Annotated in this window: 22 protein-coding genes; 15 read left to right on the top strand and 7 right to left on the bottom strand. The window is 36.2% G+C overall.

The window, feature by feature from the left end:
• Nucleotides 1-97 precede the first annotated feature (97 nt).
• From HMPREF1207_RS24900 to HMPREF1207_RS28535, 3 genes are all read left to right on the top strand, one after another.
• On the top strand, nt 98-382 hold the full coding sequence (locus HMPREF1207_RS24900; protein WP_016424070.1) for an HU family DNA-binding protein: 285 nt from the start codon (nt 98-100) through the stop codon (nt 380-382).
• A gap of 173 nt (nt 383-555) precedes the next feature.
• On the top strand, nt 556-1,794 hold the full coding sequence (locus HMPREF1207_RS30415; protein WP_009674065.1) for a hypothetical protein: 1,239 nt from the start codon (nt 556-558) through the stop codon (nt 1,792-1,794).
• A 438-nt stretch (nt 1,795-2,232) separates the two neighbouring features.
• Nucleotides 2,233-2,835: a stalk domain-containing protein gene (locus HMPREF1207_RS28535; RefSeq protein WP_051167899.1), complete on the top strand. Its 603-nt coding sequence runs from the start codon at nt 2,233-2,235 to the stop codon at nt 2,833-2,835.
• 22 nt (nt 2,836-2,857) lie between these two features.
• Here HMPREF1207_RS28535 and HMPREF1207_RS24885 read toward each other — a convergent pair whose 3' ends face one another.
• On the bottom strand, nt 2,858-3,382 hold the full coding sequence (locus HMPREF1207_RS24885) for a hypothetical protein (RefSeq protein ID WP_016424068.1): 525 nt from the start codon (nt 3,380-3,382) through the stop codon (nt 2,858-2,860).
• Between the two features lie 108 nt (nt 3,383-3,490).
• Nucleotides 3,491-3,682: a hypothetical protein gene (locus HMPREF1207_RS24880; protein ID WP_036740331.1), complete on the bottom strand. Its 192-nt coding sequence runs from the start codon at nt 3,680-3,682 to the stop codon at nt 3,491-3,493.
• A gap of 875 nt (nt 3,683-4,557) precedes the next feature.
• Between HMPREF1207_RS24880 and HMPREF1207_RS24875 the strand changes: the two genes are divergently transcribed.
• The 9 genes from HMPREF1207_RS24875 to HMPREF1207_RS24845 all read left to right on the top strand — a co-directional run bounded on the left by HMPREF1207_RS24875 (nt 4,558) and on the right by HMPREF1207_RS24845 (nt 10,941).
• Entirely contained in the window at nt 4,558-5,034 is a 477-nt protein-coding gene (locus HMPREF1207_RS24875; protein WP_231392136.1) for a hypothetical protein, read from the top strand.
• Between the two features lie 402 nt (nt 5,035-5,436).
• Nucleotides 5,437-5,955, top strand: coding sequence for a hypothetical protein (locus HMPREF1207_RS28530; protein ID WP_016424067.1), 519 nt, complete (start codon nt 5,437-5,439; stop codon nt 5,953-5,955).
• A gap of 598 nt (nt 5,956-6,553) precedes the next feature.
• Nucleotides 6,554-6,841 carry a hypothetical protein gene (locus tag HMPREF1207_RS29435; protein ID WP_138918179.1) on the top strand — a complete coding sequence of 96 codons (288 nt, stop codon included), beginning with the start codon at nt 6,554-6,556 and terminating at the stop codon, nt 6,839-6,841.
• Between the two features lie 28 nt (nt 6,842-6,869).
• Nucleotides 6,870-7,439 carry a hypothetical protein gene (locus tag HMPREF1207_RS24865; protein ID WP_009674129.1) on the top strand — a complete coding sequence of 190 codons (570 nt, stop codon included), beginning with the start codon at nt 6,870-6,872 and terminating at the stop codon, nt 7,437-7,439.
• Between the two features lie 51 nt (nt 7,440-7,490).
• Entirely contained in the window at nt 7,491-7,841 is a 351-nt protein-coding gene (locus HMPREF1207_RS24860) for a hypothetical protein (RefSeq protein WP_016424066.1), read from the top strand.
• Between the two features lie 53 nt (nt 7,842-7,894).
• Complete coding sequence (locus HMPREF1207_RS24855) at nt 7,895-8,410, top strand: hypothetical protein (RefSeq protein ID WP_009674079.1); 516 nt, start codon at nt 7,895-7,897, stop codon at nt 8,408-8,410.
• A 14-nt stretch (nt 8,411-8,424) separates the two neighbouring features.
• Nucleotides 8,425-8,772, top strand: coding sequence for a hypothetical protein (locus tag HMPREF1207_RS28935; protein WP_009674062.1), 348 nt, complete (start codon nt 8,425-8,427; stop codon nt 8,770-8,772).
• Between the two features lie 78 nt (nt 8,773-8,850).
• On the top strand, nt 8,851-9,687 hold the full coding sequence (locus HMPREF1207_RS24850) for a tyrosine-type recombinase/integrase (RefSeq protein WP_009674078.1): 837 nt from the start codon (nt 8,851-8,853) through the stop codon (nt 9,685-9,687).
• Between the two features lie 918 nt (nt 9,688-10,605).
• Nucleotides 10,606-10,941: a DUF3139 domain-containing protein gene (locus HMPREF1207_RS24845; RefSeq protein WP_036740328.1), complete on the top strand. Its 336-nt coding sequence runs from the start codon at nt 10,606-10,608 to the stop codon at nt 10,939-10,941.
• A 220-nt stretch (nt 10,942-11,161) separates the two neighbouring features.
• Here HMPREF1207_RS24845 and HMPREF1207_RS24840 read toward each other — a convergent pair whose 3' ends face one another.
• The 3 genes from HMPREF1207_RS24840 to HMPREF1207_RS24830 form a co-directional block, all read right to left on the bottom strand.
• A complete protein-coding gene (locus HMPREF1207_RS24840) occupies nt 11,162-11,602 on the bottom strand; it encodes a hypothetical protein (protein ID WP_016424065.1) in 441 nt (146 codons plus the stop codon).
• A gap of 98 nt (nt 11,603-11,700) precedes the next feature.
• Complete coding sequence (locus HMPREF1207_RS24835) at nt 11,701-12,162, bottom strand: hypothetical protein (RefSeq protein ID WP_036740325.1); 462 nt, start codon at nt 12,160-12,162, stop codon at nt 11,701-11,703.
• Between the two features lie 1,279 nt (nt 12,163-13,441).
• Complete coding sequence (locus HMPREF1207_RS24830) at nt 13,442-13,828, bottom strand: hypothetical protein (protein ID WP_016424063.1); 387 nt, start codon at nt 13,826-13,828, stop codon at nt 13,442-13,444.
• Nucleotides 13,829-14,038: 210 nt separating this feature from the next.
• Between HMPREF1207_RS24830 and HMPREF1207_RS24825 the strand changes: the two genes are divergently transcribed.
• Together HMPREF1207_RS24825 and HMPREF1207_RS24820 are read left to right on the top strand one after the other, a co-directional pair.
• Nucleotides 14,039-14,494 carry a hypothetical protein gene (locus tag HMPREF1207_RS24825; RefSeq protein ID WP_016424062.1) on the top strand — a complete coding sequence of 152 codons (456 nt, stop codon included), beginning with the start codon at nt 14,039-14,041 and terminating at the stop codon, nt 14,492-14,494.
• A gap of 219 nt (nt 14,495-14,713) precedes the next feature.
• The gene (locus HMPREF1207_RS24820; RefSeq protein ID WP_009674105.1) at nt 14,714-15,202 is read left to right on the top strand and encodes a hypothetical protein; all 489 of its coding nucleotides are present in this window, start codon (nt 14,714-14,716) and stop codon (nt 15,200-15,202) included.
• Nucleotides 15,203-15,896: 694 nt separating this feature from the next.
• On the opposite strand, the gene HMPREF1207_RS24815 is transcribed toward HMPREF1207_RS24820, so the two are convergent.
• Both HMPREF1207_RS24815 and HMPREF1207_RS24810 read right to left on the bottom strand, forming a co-directional pair.
• Nucleotides 15,897-16,526, bottom strand: coding sequence for a metallophosphoesterase (locus HMPREF1207_RS24815; RefSeq protein ID WP_009674089.1), 630 nt, complete (start codon nt 16,524-16,526; stop codon nt 15,897-15,899).
• 18 nt (nt 16,527-16,544) lie between these two features.
• Nucleotides 16,545-16,913, bottom strand: coding sequence for a hypothetical protein (locus HMPREF1207_RS24810; RefSeq protein ID WP_016424061.1), 369 nt, complete (start codon nt 16,911-16,913; stop codon nt 16,545-16,547).
• A 401-nt stretch (nt 16,914-17,314) separates the two neighbouring features.
• Here HMPREF1207_RS24810 and HMPREF1207_RS24805 point away from each other — a divergent pair, with 401 nt between their 5' ends.
• On the top strand, nt 17,315-17,626 hold the full coding sequence (locus HMPREF1207_RS24805; protein WP_009674131.1) for a hypothetical protein: 312 nt from the start codon (nt 17,315-17,317) through the stop codon (nt 17,624-17,626).
• Nucleotides 17,627-17,826: the final 200 nt, after the last annotated feature.

Here is a 17,826-nt window from a genome sequence, read left to right as displayed (position 1 = left end):
AACCAGCGCAGAAATCTTGAGTGATGTTCACTCCTTCCTAAATCATTAAACAAAGCTTGAACAGATATTAGAATATTGAAATTTATAAAGGAGAATGATGGTATTGAACAAAGACCAATTAGTAAAACAGGTAGCAAATGATACTAACCTAAGCAATAAAGATGTTGAACAAACAATCAATCAAGCTTTAGAAGTAATTAAGCATGCTCTGTCAAATGGAGACAAAGTTACACTTCATGGCTTCGGCAGCTTTGAAAATCGGACTCGTGCGGCGCGCAAAGGTCGCAACCCGCAACCCGGTGAAGAGATGTTAATTCCCGAATCTAAGAGACCTGCGTTTTCTGCAGGGAAAAAGTTTAAGGATGCCCTCAATAGCAAATAATGCTTTGACAGTCTCCCCCTCGTCCTTTGCGAGGGGTTTTTGTTCTTCGTTCGTTAAGTAAATAAAATAATAATTTCATGGGAGTGAAAAAGGATAGATGTCAAAAAAGAATCACGATAAAAACTCGTTCAATCGTACGGGTTTATTTGATTATGAAAAAATGACTATTCACTATGAAGATAAGAGATATAGATCAACCAGAAACATTTAGGAAGACCGGCGAAGACTTAGACGATTATCTTGTCCGTCTTGGAGATAACTTTGATTTATACGGTTTGACATGGACTACTGCCTCTTCCCTACTCAACTCGGAGGCAGATGAAGAATATAGTGAGTCAAAATGGAGAAAAGACTACAATAGTTATTTACGATGGAAGGATAAATTAACGCTCAAGCTATCTAATGACGGAGAGTATCTACAAGAAATTCAAGATAAAACAACTGAATTACTTAAAGAAAAAATACGACTCCAAGACCAAAAACGAAAATATACAACAACTGTTCGATACCAGGCTCGTTTTGAGCATCTAAAAAATGAAATACATAAATCGATTCTAGCATTGTCAAGAATTAAACCCTTAAACTTTCAATTACCTACACCAGTATCTTCACATGTTAGAGCAAATATTTTATGGTTGGATTGGCACTACGGCAGCGATTTTAAAAATAGTCTCAACGAATACAGCCCGGATATTTTCAGAACCAGGCTACAAAAATTAGTTTCCCAAACCATAGAGTATATTAAACTGCATAAAGTTAATACTTTGACAGTTGGAGCTCTTGGTGACTTCCTAGCTGGCCCTATCCATGTATCTAACCGCGTACAATCAAGCGAGACGATTATCGAACAAATTCAAGTCGTTTCCGAAACTCTTGCAGAGTCGATAGTTGAATTATCAAAACATGTTCAGCAGATATGTTTTATCAATATTATTGGCAATCACGCTAGGTTAATACCTAACAAAACCGAGTCCATTTTAAATGAGAACCTTGAGAATCTTATCCTTTGGTATATGCAAAGTCGCTTGAAAGATTTCAAGAATGTCGAGATACACCAGGATACCGATGGTTATTATGTAGATACGTCATTCTCCCCGTGCCATGTTTACGTTCAGGATTCTACGGGAGTAACTATTGCAGGACCAAAGGTTACAATCACTGGCGGTTTACCTGATGACCAACTTAATCCAGACTTCAAAAGCAGAAAATTTAAGGGCATGGGGGATCTAGGTAAGTTATTGGAGGATCAATTTTCATCCATGTTGGCGTATGTAGCGGAACAGGAACGCAAAAAAAATAAGAAACTTCAAGCTGAAGGAATTGAAGTTGCCATGACTCGTTTATTGCTGCATATGATACTTGGAAAGCTGGACAGATTACTGCACGGGCGGCAATGGATCAAACAGGCATGAACAGGAACACATGGTATCGCCACGTTAAAGAGTACGAAAAACAAGTGTGATGCAAATTTGCCCTATATATAGCTACACAGAAAGAGAACAAAAACACACGCTACGACCAAATTTAACGGGAAAAAGAGGTGAAATCTCTTTAAGATTTGTTGTATCGTGTGTTTTTTGTTATTTGCTCTATATCCTTATTCAGCATGCGCTTGTGTTACTTATCTCTTTATTTTACTGATGTATTGCCATTACTCCATATCGTATCGTGACTAGAAGTATAGGTCAGTCAACAACAGTCACCTAAACTAAAATCCCCTTCACTGGGTTACCTTTCCCCATCCCCGTAATTACGTTACTTTTCCTATACGAAACGTATCTTGTTTACCTTGGAAAATGATGGTATAATAATTTATTATACTTTACACCTGTTAGGGGTCGAACTAAAACATGAAAAAGGTATTGGCTGGTGTATTGATTGGTGCAGCTCTTACACTTCCTGTAGGAGTATTTGCTGGGTCATCTCTACAAAGAGTAGATGCCTATATTAGAAATGACTTTCCCGTTACTTTAGACGGCAAGAAAGTTGAACTAGAACATCCCATAGTAATTGTAGATGGGAATTCCTATTTACCTCTAAAAGAAGCAGGAAAACTCATGGGAACAGAAGTTAACTGGAATGATAAAACATCCACCATTGAGATAAAAAAACAAACAGGTTCGACTCCTTCTGAAAATGGAGGAGATGTTGATAGGAATAAGCCAGAAGAAAAACCAGTAAACACCTATAACGAAACAGACGGAATAAAAGAAACTAAGTTTGAAGGATTGCCAGCAATAGAAGTCAATGGAACCACTTATCTTGACCTCTGGTCTTATAGTAATTTGATGATCGCGGCAGGATCAGAAAACAATTACATGGTATGGAGTGACAACAATACAAAAGTAAAAATTGTTATTGGCTCACAAGAAAATACTCTTTATAAAGACAAGGATATTGTGATTTATAAAGGGGCAAGTTATATAAACTCTAAGTTTTACGTTAAGCCATAGGGATAAACCCTGTGGTTTTTTCTTACCCGAATACCGCAACTTGTGGCGTATCAATACGTCTACCGTTAGCAAAAACACCATTTGGACTATGGAAGTGTATAGCGTTGGGACTTATTATATGCAAGGCATTGGCCGCTGGATCAATGTAAATTGGGTTGGTTCCCGGCTGCATTCCCCACCGAATCCCACCACTCATACTAGTTGTAGACAAACAAATTGTTTCACCAACAGTAAGATTGTTGCCCACTTTAGCATCTGTATTGACATTAATGCTTCCACCTGTGATGTTGATGTTGCTTGCTGTAACTCTACCGCCCATATCTACTCTAAACGGAGCAGAACCAAAACATGCGTTTCCTAAAGAGATCCCGTTAGAGTCTGCTTTAAAGATGTTATTGCCACTTCCAATTGCGATAGCTCCACCAAAAATGTTAGGCGATTCAATTGTTGTTTGAGTAATTTTAGTGGACTGAATATAACTCGGTACTTGTGGGATGTAGGGTTGTCCTGTTACTTTATCCCACGCAATAGTAGCATTTACGCCCATCTTAACGTTTCTTCCTACCTCTAAATCCTCAATCATTGCTGTATTAATCTTCGCTTTCCCCGCGGCTAACTGGTCAGTAGTGATTGCGTTAATGATTGACCATTAATCTTAATGCCTCGCAAGCACGTTCTCCCCGTTAATCTTCAGCTCTCTTGCATTGATGGAGCCATCAACAGATAAGTTACCTGTTTGGCTATCGAACTTCAACATGCTAATCCAAGTCCCATTTTCGTTCTTCAAAAAGTGGAATCCCTCTGTTGCGTTGAGTTTTGCTTTAATCTTATTTTTCGTATCCGTCACAGTTAATCCATCTGTAGCGTCAATGGTAACTCCGTTGTAGTTTTTACCGACATTAATCAAGCTGTATCAGATTTGGATCATGTGTCGAATGTAGCTAAAACTCTCCCTCAAGTAATCGGCGTTGTATCTAAGTATATTTTCTGCGGCCACATTCATCATGACACAGTCAAGGAGCATGGTAGAACTAAAGTTATCTCAAACGGATCGCTAATTGATGTTGATGATTACGCAGTTTCTAAACGCTTGTATGCTGAACCAATGCAGAAAATGCATATATTAAATGGTGAACGAATTGAGTACACCATTGATATCCCTCTGAATCGATGTGATGTAAATGAAAAATGATACTTCTCCAATTAACGTAATCGTTCTAAGCGATTTTGAAAATGAGTCCGATTGTATGATCGCTGCATGTTTGGATATCTTGGAGAAATGCAAGTCAAGAATTGATTATGAGTCAGTATTACGTATGGTTGCACAGGAAACACAAGAGATTACCTTGCGCGAGATCCTTACAAAAGAAATACAGTTGAAAGCAGCGATACTCGAACAAACAAAGAATTGGTAAGCATATGAGCAAATATCAAGCACATCAGAATGTAACGATTTGGTGTGCTTTCATTTACTCATAAGAATGAAGGCAGAGAATTCTGTATCAAGAGTTTCTAAATAATGTTATTCTTCCTATTCCCCTTCATTAACATTAGAAGTTGGTGGAGGGACGTCCTATCAAGAACTCGATAAAAACTAGAAATGAACCTTTGAAGAAAACATGTACAGCATGTCTAAAAAATAAAAACCTTAACACAGATTTCTGGATGTCCAATTCAAAATACCATGCGGATCAGAGATTTCACGTTTGCAAAAATTGTATTATGTCTGATACAAATTCAAACGACTTAGAGAGCGTAAAACGGACACTCCTTGTTTTAAACAGGCCGTTTATATCAAATTTGTGGGATTCTACGCTTATTGAAGCAGACGCCCTTGTTGAAATGTTAGGTTTAGATCTGATCTCATTTACTGAGGAATACGATATGAAAGAGCACTTAACCCTCTTTGAAGAGTCAAAAGACATGAAACAAGCTGTTCCCAAGATCCATAAATTAACGTTTGATGAGGAAATGGCACTTAAGAATATAGACTTAACTAAAGAGGAAACAGTAAATATTTATCGTTATGACAATCCGAGCGGTGGCTATAGATATGCCCTTTCTCCAGATAAGCAAAATAAAATGAATGACGACAGATCCTATTGTTTAGCTATGTTGGCATGGAAACTTCAACAGCTAAGAAGAAAAAATATAACTGGTAAACAAAAATCTAAGAATATGATATTTCTATACAACTAATGAGAGGAGGAAGAGCATCTGTCCGATAAAATAACAATTTTAAAAAATGAAGCTGGAAGAATAATAACTGCCGAGCTTTCATACCTCCCCCCACCTTCTCAAATTCAACATTCGGCAACCTTCCGAATAAAAGACATAAATATAATAGTGCTGTCGTTCAAGAGTTATTAAGAAACCATGTCACTAATTCGGTGAAGCTTTGAGAGATGTCGGATTACCTTTACAGTTTAAATGGAATATATCGAAGGCTAATTGATACTTCAAAAAATATTATCTCATTTGAATATACAATATCTCCTCTAATTAAAAATATTGAGAAATTAAACGTTGGAACTTTTGAAAATAAATATTTTAAAGTAAGAGAATATTTGTGATTGTAATTTAGACACCACTCTTGATGATATGTTTTTCAAACTACTTAAATATGGCCGTTATAGTGCGTATGATCGTGATTCATATCTTCAGCCGTTACCGTTAGATTACACACGAATAATTGGTGTAGCATCTGATGGTAATCCGATTATTCAATTTAATTTTGAGTATTTCGATCAGTTTCCTACAATGCATGAAAAAGAGTTTCAATTAAATGGATATGATGAAGAATTCAAAAGATTATATATACGGTATAAGCAACGAATTGACAATAAGAACGAAAACTTTGCACATGAGTATCAGTGGAGGACTCTCCCCCACACTAAAACTTATACGTTAAAAATCGGAACAAATTTAGAAAGTTCTGAAGGCTTAGGACTACTTTATGGATCAGTTGACGACATTATTTTTTATGAAGAAATGCGCGAACTAGATCGTGATATTATTGGATCTCAGAAAAGGAAAATAATAGTACAACAAATTCTAGTGGACAAAGAGGGTCATTCTATCTTAGGCGAAGAGGAAATTATTCAAATGCATGAAAATTAGAAAAAACTCTTGCCCGCAAATGTAGGATGTTTGACTGTGCTTGGAGGTACTAAGTACTCTGATATTCCTCTGCAGCTTTCAGCAATTGAAAAGGGAAAAATGCAGGAAGTACAGAGCGATGTATTAATGGGATCAGGAATTGGCGAGGGAGCATTAAAAAGGCGGGAATTTTTCAACCGGTGTTTTAAATATCGATGTACTTACTAATACTCTGACAAGGATTTTGAAGCAAATTGAAACTGTTTGGTTAAATAGAAAACTAAAACAAATTAATGGAAGCAGTCAACATATTTCTCTGTGACTCAGCAAAAAGATCTTGGAGCAGATGAGCTTTCTCGTTTCAATATGTAAATAATTAATCAGCCAATGTTGGCTGTTTTTTAATTTTAAGGAGGAACAAATAGAAATGGCAAATAAATATGGTATCGTTCGCTTGGATCGAGTTTCCGGTACTCCGGATGGTCGTCTTAAAGCGAAAGTTGATTTAGAAAATGGATAATTTGTAGTACAGGACGAAGTAAATGGCGAACTCAAACTCCCTACCTCTGTAGCTGATCGTGTGGTGCTGGTTGCCTCTGTTTGTCACCAATCTGAAAGCATGAACGAAGGCGATTTTATTAATAAGGCTGGTTCTAATTTGAAACCGCGTACATATGAAAAGGTCGCAGGGGACATCTTTACCGCCACAACAATTGGATACACAGGCGGCACTTCTCCGCGCTCAGACTTTAATTCTATTCAAGTTGGAGATAAAGGACATGTACAATCTAGTGGTAAGCTTGTGTTCTATGCCGCGGCCGACACTACTGCATATCTACCTGTTGAAGTGATTGGTAAAACTAAACTAAACGGTGACAATGCCGTTCAAGTTAAAATTGTAAAGTAAATATTTAATATACTGGAGGATTACATAAATGATTGAACAACGTATTTTGACTTGTGCAGTTGACGCAGTGCTCGGCAAAAGTTCTGACGCCAAATTCACACCGGAACAGCGAGTAGAAGGAATGCGGAATTACCTTGCTGAATTGGGCAAAGATTATCGACGTAATGCTATTTTGATTAATGAAATCGTAGAAGAAACTGTTGATGCTATCTTGCCAATTAAAATCGCTGAACGACTAGGAGTATTTGCTGATTTTGCGACAGTTGGTGATGGAGTCACTAAAAAGTGGCATGTTAAGAATGGTAAAATTTCTGCAGCCTATACTGCTCTCGGTGTTGAGCAACCACGTCAAAAACTATATAAAAATACATTTGTAACTCAAACAGCACCAATTTCTGGAGCAGTATACGCAGAATATGAAGATCTAGCTTCGGGACGCGTTGACTTTGCTGATATGATTATTAAACTTGTCGATGCTATTATGGATCAAATTTATGCAGGTATCCAAGACGCCCTTGTAGGAGCGTTTGGGACCACTAACAACGCAAATAGATTCGCAGCTGGAACATTCATTCAAGCTGAATTTGATAAGCTATAAGGTGTAGTCCAAGCTTATGGAAAGCCAGTTGTATTCGGTACAGGTGTTGGCTTGACTGGTATCTCTAATGGTGCAGGTTTCGATTGGAATAAAACTTCTGAAGCAGATCGGCTCGATATTAGTAATCTCGGACATGTAGGTAAATACAAGGGATCTGATGTCGTAGAGCTACCTAACTCTTTTACCGACGAAACAAACGCGCAAAAACTGCTCGATGACGGTTATATCTACATGGCACCGATTAATGGAGACAAGCCTGTAAAAATTGTTCTAGAGGGTAAGATGCATATTAGAGATAAACAGGAGCGCGACTGGTCTACAACAAAAGAGTACTATCGTAAAGCTGGTATCTCCGTACTAGCAATTAATCATATGGCTCTATACGAAAACACATCTTTGTAATAATAAAATGAGGGGTTATCTCCACTCTATTTTTATTTTGGGAGGAAATCATTTTGGCAGTAAAAAAAGAACAGCTTGTAAAAGTAGTTAATAACATGCCTGTTGGTGGTCTTGGAATTGACAATCAAGAAGGTAAAATTAAGATCCTTAGAAAGCCGGGAACATCTATCAATGTTTCTCATGATGATATTTGGCATATCTTTAACTCATGCAAAATGATTCAAAAGGGTCACCTTTATATTGATGACAAGTCAATGCGGCAAGAGCTGGGTCTTGAAGATGGCGACACAGTTGATGTTAATTCGCTATCTCGGGAAGAATTAAAAGAAGTTGTGACAGCAGGCAATATTGAAGAGCTGAAGAAATTGTTCGGAGCAGACTTGAGCCAAGGGACTAAAGAAAAAATTGTAATACTTGCACGAGAACAATATAAAGAATCTTCTATCGATGCTAAAATCCTAAAGCTTATTGAAACTGAGACTGGCATGCCTGTGGCTCAGGAAAATGGTGAAGCTGTAAGCGACGTAAACGATGTTAAAAGTACAAAGGTTCCACTAAAAACTAAATAATCAGTGGTGATTATATGGGTACGCCTTTAGAAAAGATTTATGATGTTTTTTACTCATCTATAAACGAAGACTTATCTAAACATCCCGAGTTAGATGTAAACATAGATGATAACATTGTAGTAACATATTTAGAAATAGCATTTGGTGATTTTGAGGAAAATTTGCATATTTCGTTAAAAATTAACGATGACAAATCGACCATTAACGAAGTTATAACAAACCCACAAATCAATATACTAGGTCGATTAATGTATAAAAAATATTTGGAACGTGAACTGAATTCTTCTTTACGACTTTCAAGTCATTTCAATAAAAGATCGGAATTACAAGTAACTGGGTTGCAAACTAAAATTGGCACTTAGGGAATGCCTGATGCGCCTGGATAACCTACTTTCCAGAAGTTTTACGAGAAATATATTTAAAAGCATTGGGAAGTTGTCATGAAAAACTACAATAATTGGATGATTCAGACTTCTTATGAACCAAAATCTACTGCATTTGATTTATGCGAGAAAACCAAAGTTAAAATAAATGGCAGTTCTGAAAAAATTGAGTGTATCATAAATGACGCGAATGAATGGCAGACAGATATAACGATTATATTGCTAATTAGAAAAGGAGTTTACGATATCAAGACTGGCTTTGGCTCTAAGCCTGCTGTCAAAAAAGGGAGAGTTGATTTTTGGACAGTTGATGAAGTTAAGGAATTTCTAGATGGACTTGAGCACCGGCACAGAATAATATTTGTTCTTGCTATTTACACTGGAATGAGGCGTGGCGAGATACTCGGACTACGCTGGAGAGACATTGACTTGGTCTTCGGACAGATTAGGATCAGCCAAATATTAGCCTTTAAAGGTGAAATTAAAGATGGTGCAAACACTGTTTCCGGCAATCGCTCCATTTCTACCCCCCCAATCGTAGTACCGGAATTACGTATGCACCGGACTACGATAATTAGAGAAAAGTGGGAAACTCAAGAGGAGTATAAAGATTATGATCTAGTAGTATGTCGTAAAAATGGAATGCCTGTAAGCTGGAGTAATTTCCATAAGTTTTGGCTTAGAATACTTTCTAAAACAAAAGTCCGTCCAATACGATTCCATGATTTAAGACATACCTGTGCCTCGATTCTTTTGAGTGGTGGAATTCATCCGAAAATTGTCCAGGAATTACTCGGGCATTCATCCATCAAAATCACCCTAGATACTTATTCGCACATGATGCCAAACATCCAGGCGGATGCCGTTAAAACGCTTGAAAAAATGTTAAATTGAATATATTTTAACTCGTTTCCCTTCAGTGTATAATGTTACTTATGGTTTCCTGCCGAAAATACTGCCAGTTTATATTTTTTTCAAAACAAATAAGGCTAAAACCCTTGATAATACTGGGTTTTAGCCTCTTGGATTATTACGTGGATATATTCCTACCCCGAAGGTTCAATATTCAATTTCGTATGTTCTTTTGATGACTTGTAATATTCATTGGTTACCCAAACCCTTGATACTGCTGGATTTCCGAGAAATCTTCAGTTACTTTGATTACTCGTCATTTCCTTTGATATCAACAAGTTTCCTACCAAAATCCTACCACAAAACCGACCTAAAAACACTTAACTGTAATTGAAATATTAACACTCTAAAATAAAAAAAACAAGGGCTTATGACCTGCTTTCTTTGTCTTTTAACCGATTGAAAATCACGTCATTAAATGTGTTTATCGTATCTCTTTACTGTAACAGACTTACTGGACAAAGGAGTTGCTTCAAAATTCGTAGTCGTTCCTTCTTCCAAAGCCTAGAACCTGAATAATTTGTTCCTAGAGGCATATCTGCTTTGTTGATATTAAATTTTGGATTTTTATTTTCCATATGATCTCCTTTTAGCATCTTAGCACAATATATAACGCGCGTTATCGACCCGTCCTTTTTATATTTGGGCTACAGATCAAACTTAGTGGTAGAATCCATAACCATACTTAATCGTCTCCATGATTATTATGTATTTCATATTTTTATTTATATAAATATCCATTCATCAATTTCTCTTTTCATTAACCAATGTGGAACTTTACATATTTTACTATATATAGTATATTGATTGCGTTTCAAGAATCATCTCTAAGCCCTGTGAGTGCGTTTCACAGGGCTTCCTCTATTCGAATTTTTATTTTATTCTATTCCACCCAGGAGAGTGAAAACTATTCGTAAAATTTGGCTTATTGTGTTATTTGTCTTAATGTTGGCTATAGGTTTTTTTATTGGAGATTATTATGGAAGTGAAATAAAAATTAACACTGCAATTAGTCAATCTCTTGAAAAAAGAACAGTAGAGCATCTTAAAACCAAGGGCTTCGAATCAAAGGATTACATATTCAAAACAGTTAAGGCGCAAAAATTTGTTGGTATTAATGATTATGCAGTTGCGGTTCAATTTAACGATGAAGCTGAGAACACTTATTACTATAGTGAAGATACAGATGGAAAGATATATCAATCAAGTAGGAATGGACAAAAACACATTGAGTAATAATTCAGAGGAAAAATTAACACATTTGACTCAATTGTATCAATATGGCATATTTACCTAGCCGGCCGGCGAATAAGATACATGGGAGAGTTAGAATGTCTAAAAATATTTCAAAAATACTATTTTTAGTAATGGCACTGATTTTTATTTTTCCTGATACTTATTTGCAAACGAGTCCACTAACGATCATTCTAAATTCGTCTAACCTAATGCATAAGCTTTACTTAACATGCACCTTTATTGCATATTGAGCGCTTCCTTCAGACCAGTCTGCACTAATACTATACATGTAAATTCCTTCTGAGGACGGTACTGTTATTTCGTTAGAATTCTTTGTTTCTATATCTCTATTGTCATTGTCAGTAATGACTTGTCTAATAATCGGAGGACCATCCGGTTCTCTCTTAAAGGAAATCTTAATTGTTGAATTTTTAGGTACGATTATAGCTTCTTTATCTTTGACTGCATACCAAGGGGACATGTTCTTTTCTTTACCAAATTTCCAATAATACGATGCGGTTTCCACTGGTATATCTATGCTCGCACTTTTAATGTAGGCTCTAGGTGCTTCTGGTAATGGTTTCCCATTAAACAAATATAAAAAAGATAATACAGAAATACATACTGCAACTGATAAAAGTATGACTATCCATTTTTTCATTTTTTGCCTACTTTCTCAATGTTGATATTCTAGTAGAGATACGGAGAGTTTATTCCGTATCTCTACTAGAATACTATTAATTGTGAAGTATATACATTTCACCTGCCCTGTCCACTTTTACCATAATTTGTACTTGTATAAGGATATGCTTTTTCTTTACAACTATCAATAACTGCAGCAATTATAGGATTTGAAATAGCTAAAGCTCTCTCGGCAGGTGTAAGTTCCATCCATATGGATTTAGCTTCTTCATAGCCGATCCCGCGCTCTTTCATATAAATATCAGTGACCTGATCGGCGGTGATATTGGGATATTCATTTTTTAGAGATTCGAGTCTCTTGTATAAACTGACACTCCCATCAGTAAAGGTCAAATCTTTATATCTTGGATCTTTTAGCAATTCCTCTATTGTTGATGGAATGCTTAAACCTTGCTGATTTTTTTCGCTTGTAACAAAAGATTTTGATTCACTTAGAGCACTTGCAGAAACAATTGGCGTTGCTCCAACTACAACTGTTGTTAGAAGCAGAGATAAAGCTGTCTTTGATAAACTAAACAAAATATCAACTCCTATTTTATATTCTGACATATATTACCACGAATATAAGGTATATGAAATAGGAATACTATTATGTATTTGTTAAATTTGTAATTTTATGTTATTCTATATTAGGTCAGTTCGATTGAATATAACCTTGTATAGGAATGTTTTTAATATATGTAAGACTCATTTTATTACCTTAAATAGGATCAATGAGATTAACAATACATTGATGCCCGCGTTGCTCCAATAAGTTTCTCATGCTCCTAGGTGTATCTGTAGCATGATTTGATCCAACTATAACGATTTCCCCAGGCTCTTTCTTTATTCTCACTTCGATCTTCAATCGCCTTATAAAATATTCTGTCCCGCATTTTGTTGATAGATGGATTGTCCCCTACCAAATTAATAGCATCCTCCCTTATTTTTGTACTTAAGTTCCTCAGAAAGGTTTGTCTATCTTTATCAGCGTTTAAGTTTTTTTAAGTAACTCATTCTGTACATAGAGAAATTAGAAACGACAGCCTCGTCGAAATCTCTGCCATTGTCTAACCATACAATTGGTAGATTTAGAAAATGAAATATCTCTTGCTTCTTCTAAGAACAAAAAGTCCCATTCGTTTATTATCATTTCCAGAAAATTTGCGCGTTGAGATTTCAACATTTTAAAAACTTGTCGTCCCACTCAGGCGCTACAAAACTTGGGTTATCTGTGTTCTCGTCTTTTATCAATCGCATCCATTCAATTAAAATTGCTTCCGACACATTGGATCGTTATGGTTAATGCCCGCAATGTACAGTTTCATTCTTTTATTTCAATTAAGTTTAAGAAACGCAGCTCAGTAAATTCCTTATTCAGTTTCTTTTCTAGTCGGTTGTTCTTTTTAAATTCGCTTTGATATAATTTGATCAATTTATCTTGCAAGGGAATTTCTTGAACATTGCTAAAAACAATTTTCTGAAAACTCTCCTACTTTTCTCTAGAGAAAGCCGCTAAATCATTACTTCCTTTTGACCGGCTCAATCCCCAAGACGCGCAGCTATCAAAATGACTTCATTTTCTGATCCTTTATCTTATTTGATTCAGTAAAAAAATTTCCATATCCCATCTCTGATATTTATTCCGAATTTATTAAACTATCTTGCAAAAGGTTTACATTGTCTCTATCATATTCCAATCATTCCCCACGCAACTTCTATTTTCGCAGTAATTGCCATAACCATACTGAACAGATTTATATTATTTAAAGTCCTTGCTCCTCCTTATTCGTTAAGAGGAGCAAGGAAAAGGACTAGTTTACTTGTAGTTTCTAATGTGTATCTTTGAGCTTACAGCCTTGTTATTATCTTTATATACTTCTACTTGATATAAGCAATTACCCGACATATAATAATCACTTGATTTTTCTGCACTACTACCGTTGGCAGCCGTAACTGTTAGCCCTTCCATATAAATAAAAGCAGGATAGCCTGGGCAAGATTCATACAAATTTGCATTAACAGTACCGCTTGTTACTTGAAGTGTCCATCTTCCATATGCGTGTTGTCCCTGTACCCAGTTTGTCACTCCGCTTTGATTGTTTGTCAAGGATTTATATTCATATTGATTTGCAGCAAAAGCTTCAGACACGCCAACTAGAGAGAGTACGCCAGCCAGAACTAATGTAACCAATGATTTTTTCATTATTACAACCTCCTATTTGTTATTTCCCCATGAATATAGCATTCTCTATAACTTATTTATATAGAATATAAGTATATCCATTATTAAACATAATTTTTAGTTGACTATTAACATTTTAAGAGAATTGATATGTAGATTGTATGTTTACAAATAAAACTAAAGTAATTCATCCTAATATGTACAAGTATTTACATTTAAGAGAGGATTACTATGAAAAAATCTATTGTTTCATTTTTAGTGGCCACCTTACTTCTCAGTTCTGTATCTTCCGTAGCTCTTGCAGAACAAAATGCTGTATCTCCTCAAGGATTAATTACACCTCTGGCAGATTCAGGATGGCAAACTAAAAATAAAATCAGGGCAAGGGTTTACACGGACGCTAACAGTTACGGACCGGGCACGAACAAAATAAAAATTACAGCAGAAAAGTCAACCGCTGGTGCAGCTTACTACCAACTCTATCTGATGAACAGTACTCAGATGGTTCAGGTAGGAAGTGGAACAATAGGTTCCTCAGTCACTCTCGACGCGGCTGTATCTAATATAGTTCCCGTTAATTCACAAGCATCTATTAAAGTCCTGCTTAAAATTTATGCATATGGGGATTGGGATACATGGCTTGGCGATTGGGAGACCGATAGTTTTACTGTAGTAAGAATAAATTGATTTGCAGGAGTCCTTGCTTTCTAGCAGGGACTCTTGTTGCATCAAAGCCCTATCTTTAGAACGGATAAATTAAAATATAGATAGAAAGTTTTCTTTTAAATTATTGTAAATAACAAAACATATATCCATGAAATTATTTACATTTTTGTTTATTGATAGTATTATATACATGTGTTCTCAGTATATTTAAAATTAAAAGGATAAAGGAGACAAATCATTATGAAAAAAGTAAAAGCCGTCGCATTGTTTTCGTTCGCTGTAGCCTCAGTTTTGAGTTTTTCCGGAAATACATACGCTACTGCTGATAGCATTTCAAATTTAAACGTTCCTAGCATCATTACCACCCTAGAAGATCGTACAGGATTTTCATATAGCTTCTCGATGCTTAGTAAGAGCGGCAGCCCTCTGCCTTCAAGCGGAACTATTACCACGAATAAAAGTTCAGATGTTTACGTTACGCTTGTTCAATGGGAAACCAAAGACAGAGAAGGTCAGGGAACAGCTTGGTCAGCCGATATGGCTTATGATTTAGAAGAAACAACTACAAAAAATAAAGCCGGCGAAATTTCGGTGCGAGAACTTCTCACTTCTAACAATAAAACAATCGGTTGGACAAATGTTAAACCTGGAACCTATAAACTCATTATTAAAAACACAGGATCTTATTGGGCTGCGGGAAATGGCTTTGTCCGTGCGTACGAAAAATAATTAAAATTTAAAAGATTTATATACTGGGAACACACTTATTCGCTGTTCGATAAAACAAAAATTTTATAACCCGATAATGTTGGCTGAATGCTTGTCTATACTCAGAATTTTTACCAAACCGTTGTCTCTCATCTCATCCAAAACAGCCTATGTAAATTTGATTGAACAGCGGTTTGATCACTCTTGGCTCTTGACAGCAATAGCACCTACTTATAAAAGCCGTTGCTGCAGAGCGACAGCTTGCCGTCCGCCATGAGGAAATGGAAATGGTACATTTTTAAGCAGACAAAAACTCATGAGCAAACATCTTATTGGTACCGCTTCCAAACTCCACTTAAAGGCAAGGCGATTTTGAGTAAGGTAAATGAAGTAAAGAACGATCTTTGTTCTGGATGAGCCGCGGAAAGATCAGTTTCTCTAAGCCCGAAGAAGTGTTTGATACGAAGAATAATGTTGTCGAGTTTTTAGTACGAGGGAAAAAAAAGATTCTGGTTTCGTTATCAGTTCAACTGAAGACAACTCATATGAAGGTGCGATGTTAAGCAGTGTCCAGAAGAGCACCTGAAAAATATTTATGATGCCCTTTTTACTGAACAATATAAAGTAAATGAGTAATTTGAGTATATTCTGATAGGGAGATTCTCCCCTTTTTCATTTCAGTATTCTGTCGACTTTTTATCCTAAATGATTCGTTTCATTGTATTTTTATAAGGTCTGAATATATAAGCCGCTTGTTCCTGGTCAATTCAACATTTTGATGAAAGTGGCCAAAATACCACCGTTTGTACTTCAATTTCTTTTCAATCTCATAAAAATAAGGATGCATTTCATCCCTCTCCATGTGAATGCTGAATAACGACCTTTTAAGATTTTCTAAGCCTTCTTCGTATTCATCTTTAGAAGGCATTTCTCTCTTCCACCAAGACTTCCCTTCTTTACGATACTCTTTGTCATGTGACGCAGCTCCGCCAAACGTAAAAAACTTCTTATTTTCTATCGTGAATACTTGTCCTCTCATCAAGTGAATAACGCTGCTGTTGATTTTATGTACCTTTCCACCATTCCAAATTTCAACCGGGTACTGTTCCAGCAAATCAAAGTTTTCATGATTCCCGTCAATAAACAGAGTCGTAAAAGGCTTTTCTTTGTGAAGCCACTTTAACCAGTATTGGTCCTCTCTACTCCCATCCCATATTAAGCCAAAGTCACCGGCGATGATTACGCAATCTTTTTTCGTTAAGGATTTTTGTTCTGGAAAGTTCCTTTTATTAAGCCTACTGCCCACGCTTATGGTTCCATGGATGTCTCCGGTTATATAAATCATGTGCTTCTCACCGTTACTCTAGTCCTCCCATTTAAGTCCAATTGGAACAATAAATTCGTGCTCACATATCGGACAAGTGGCAGGTATTACAGGATCTTCATCTTTATTTATTTTCCGGTATAAATCTCGCAAAAATGCAAGGTCAGCTATAAATAATTGTTCAATCACTTTCGTGTCAATCATTGGAAGATCGCCTAATCTAGTGATAACTCTTGTAAGGATAATGACAAATAAGTATTGTGGATTTGCTTGAACGCGCGGATCTCTCATGGGTAGAATTTCATCAGCGGCTGTTGCAAGTCTCATTGCCCCTTTTTTATGAATATTCCCGCTGCTATCTTCAAACCCTCTCGGTAATTCAAACTCATATTCTGTCTTAAATGGCATTAAAAAAGCCCCCTTCGAATTGTTTTCTTGCAATTGTTAGAATTGTAACAGCTAAAGTTGATCTTTAAACTATACTTAACACAATATTACGGGCATTGTAAAAGGATTGTTTTATCGTACTTTTCTTAAGAAAACATCTGGTGCTTTTCCGTATGGATCTTTGAATGATTCGAGATAACGCTTATGAAAGAAAAACAATCAGCTAGCTGCTTGCCCTCTAACGAGGAAAGACCTGCTCAGACTGTCGAGAAAGTTTCGACAGCTTTCTCTATGGATGGAAAATAAGTCAACATTCATCGTATTTCTACAATTAATTTGCGTCTAAATGAGCCTAATTGACCATGGTATAAATACCAAAATATGGTATATTTACAGTATCAAATTAAAGGAGGAACTTATTTATGAATTTCAAAGCATTAACTATTGGCGCCCTAGTAGGAATATCTTTGGTTTTTGGAAGTGTCGGGGCGTTCGCGTCCCCAGTAAATGCCAATGCCAGTACCGTATCGCCTCACGCAGATCAAACTTTAATCCTGCGTATCGGTGAAGTTTATAACACAAATGGATATGTAACCATTCTTAATAATCCCCAGAATGCAGTTGTCGTAGAATTCCAATCGTATGTTAAGGGATTACAACCTGGGCAGGCTCTCATCAGTGTAAATAAAAATGGACAAATCACTACTTACGACGTTTTCGTAAAGGCATTTTGAGCTTTGGGGAGAGATTTACTCTCCTCATTGTTGTTTAAAGTTTCATCGCCTTAAATGAAGATTGATTCATGAATCTTCCTCCTTTTTTATTACCCTTTATCTAAACCTCCAATAAATGTTAATTATTTATATATTTGGAAACTTTTATATCTTTCGCTATGTCTATATATATGACCATCCTAAGATGGTACATATATATT

This window comes from Paenibacillus sp. HGH0039, from assembly GCF_000411255.1.
In the GTDB taxonomy this organism is placed as follows: domain Bacteria; phylum Bacillota; class Bacilli; order Paenibacillales; family NBRC-103111; genus Paenibacillus_F.
This window is presented reverse-complemented; position numbering and strand designations above follow the sequence as displayed.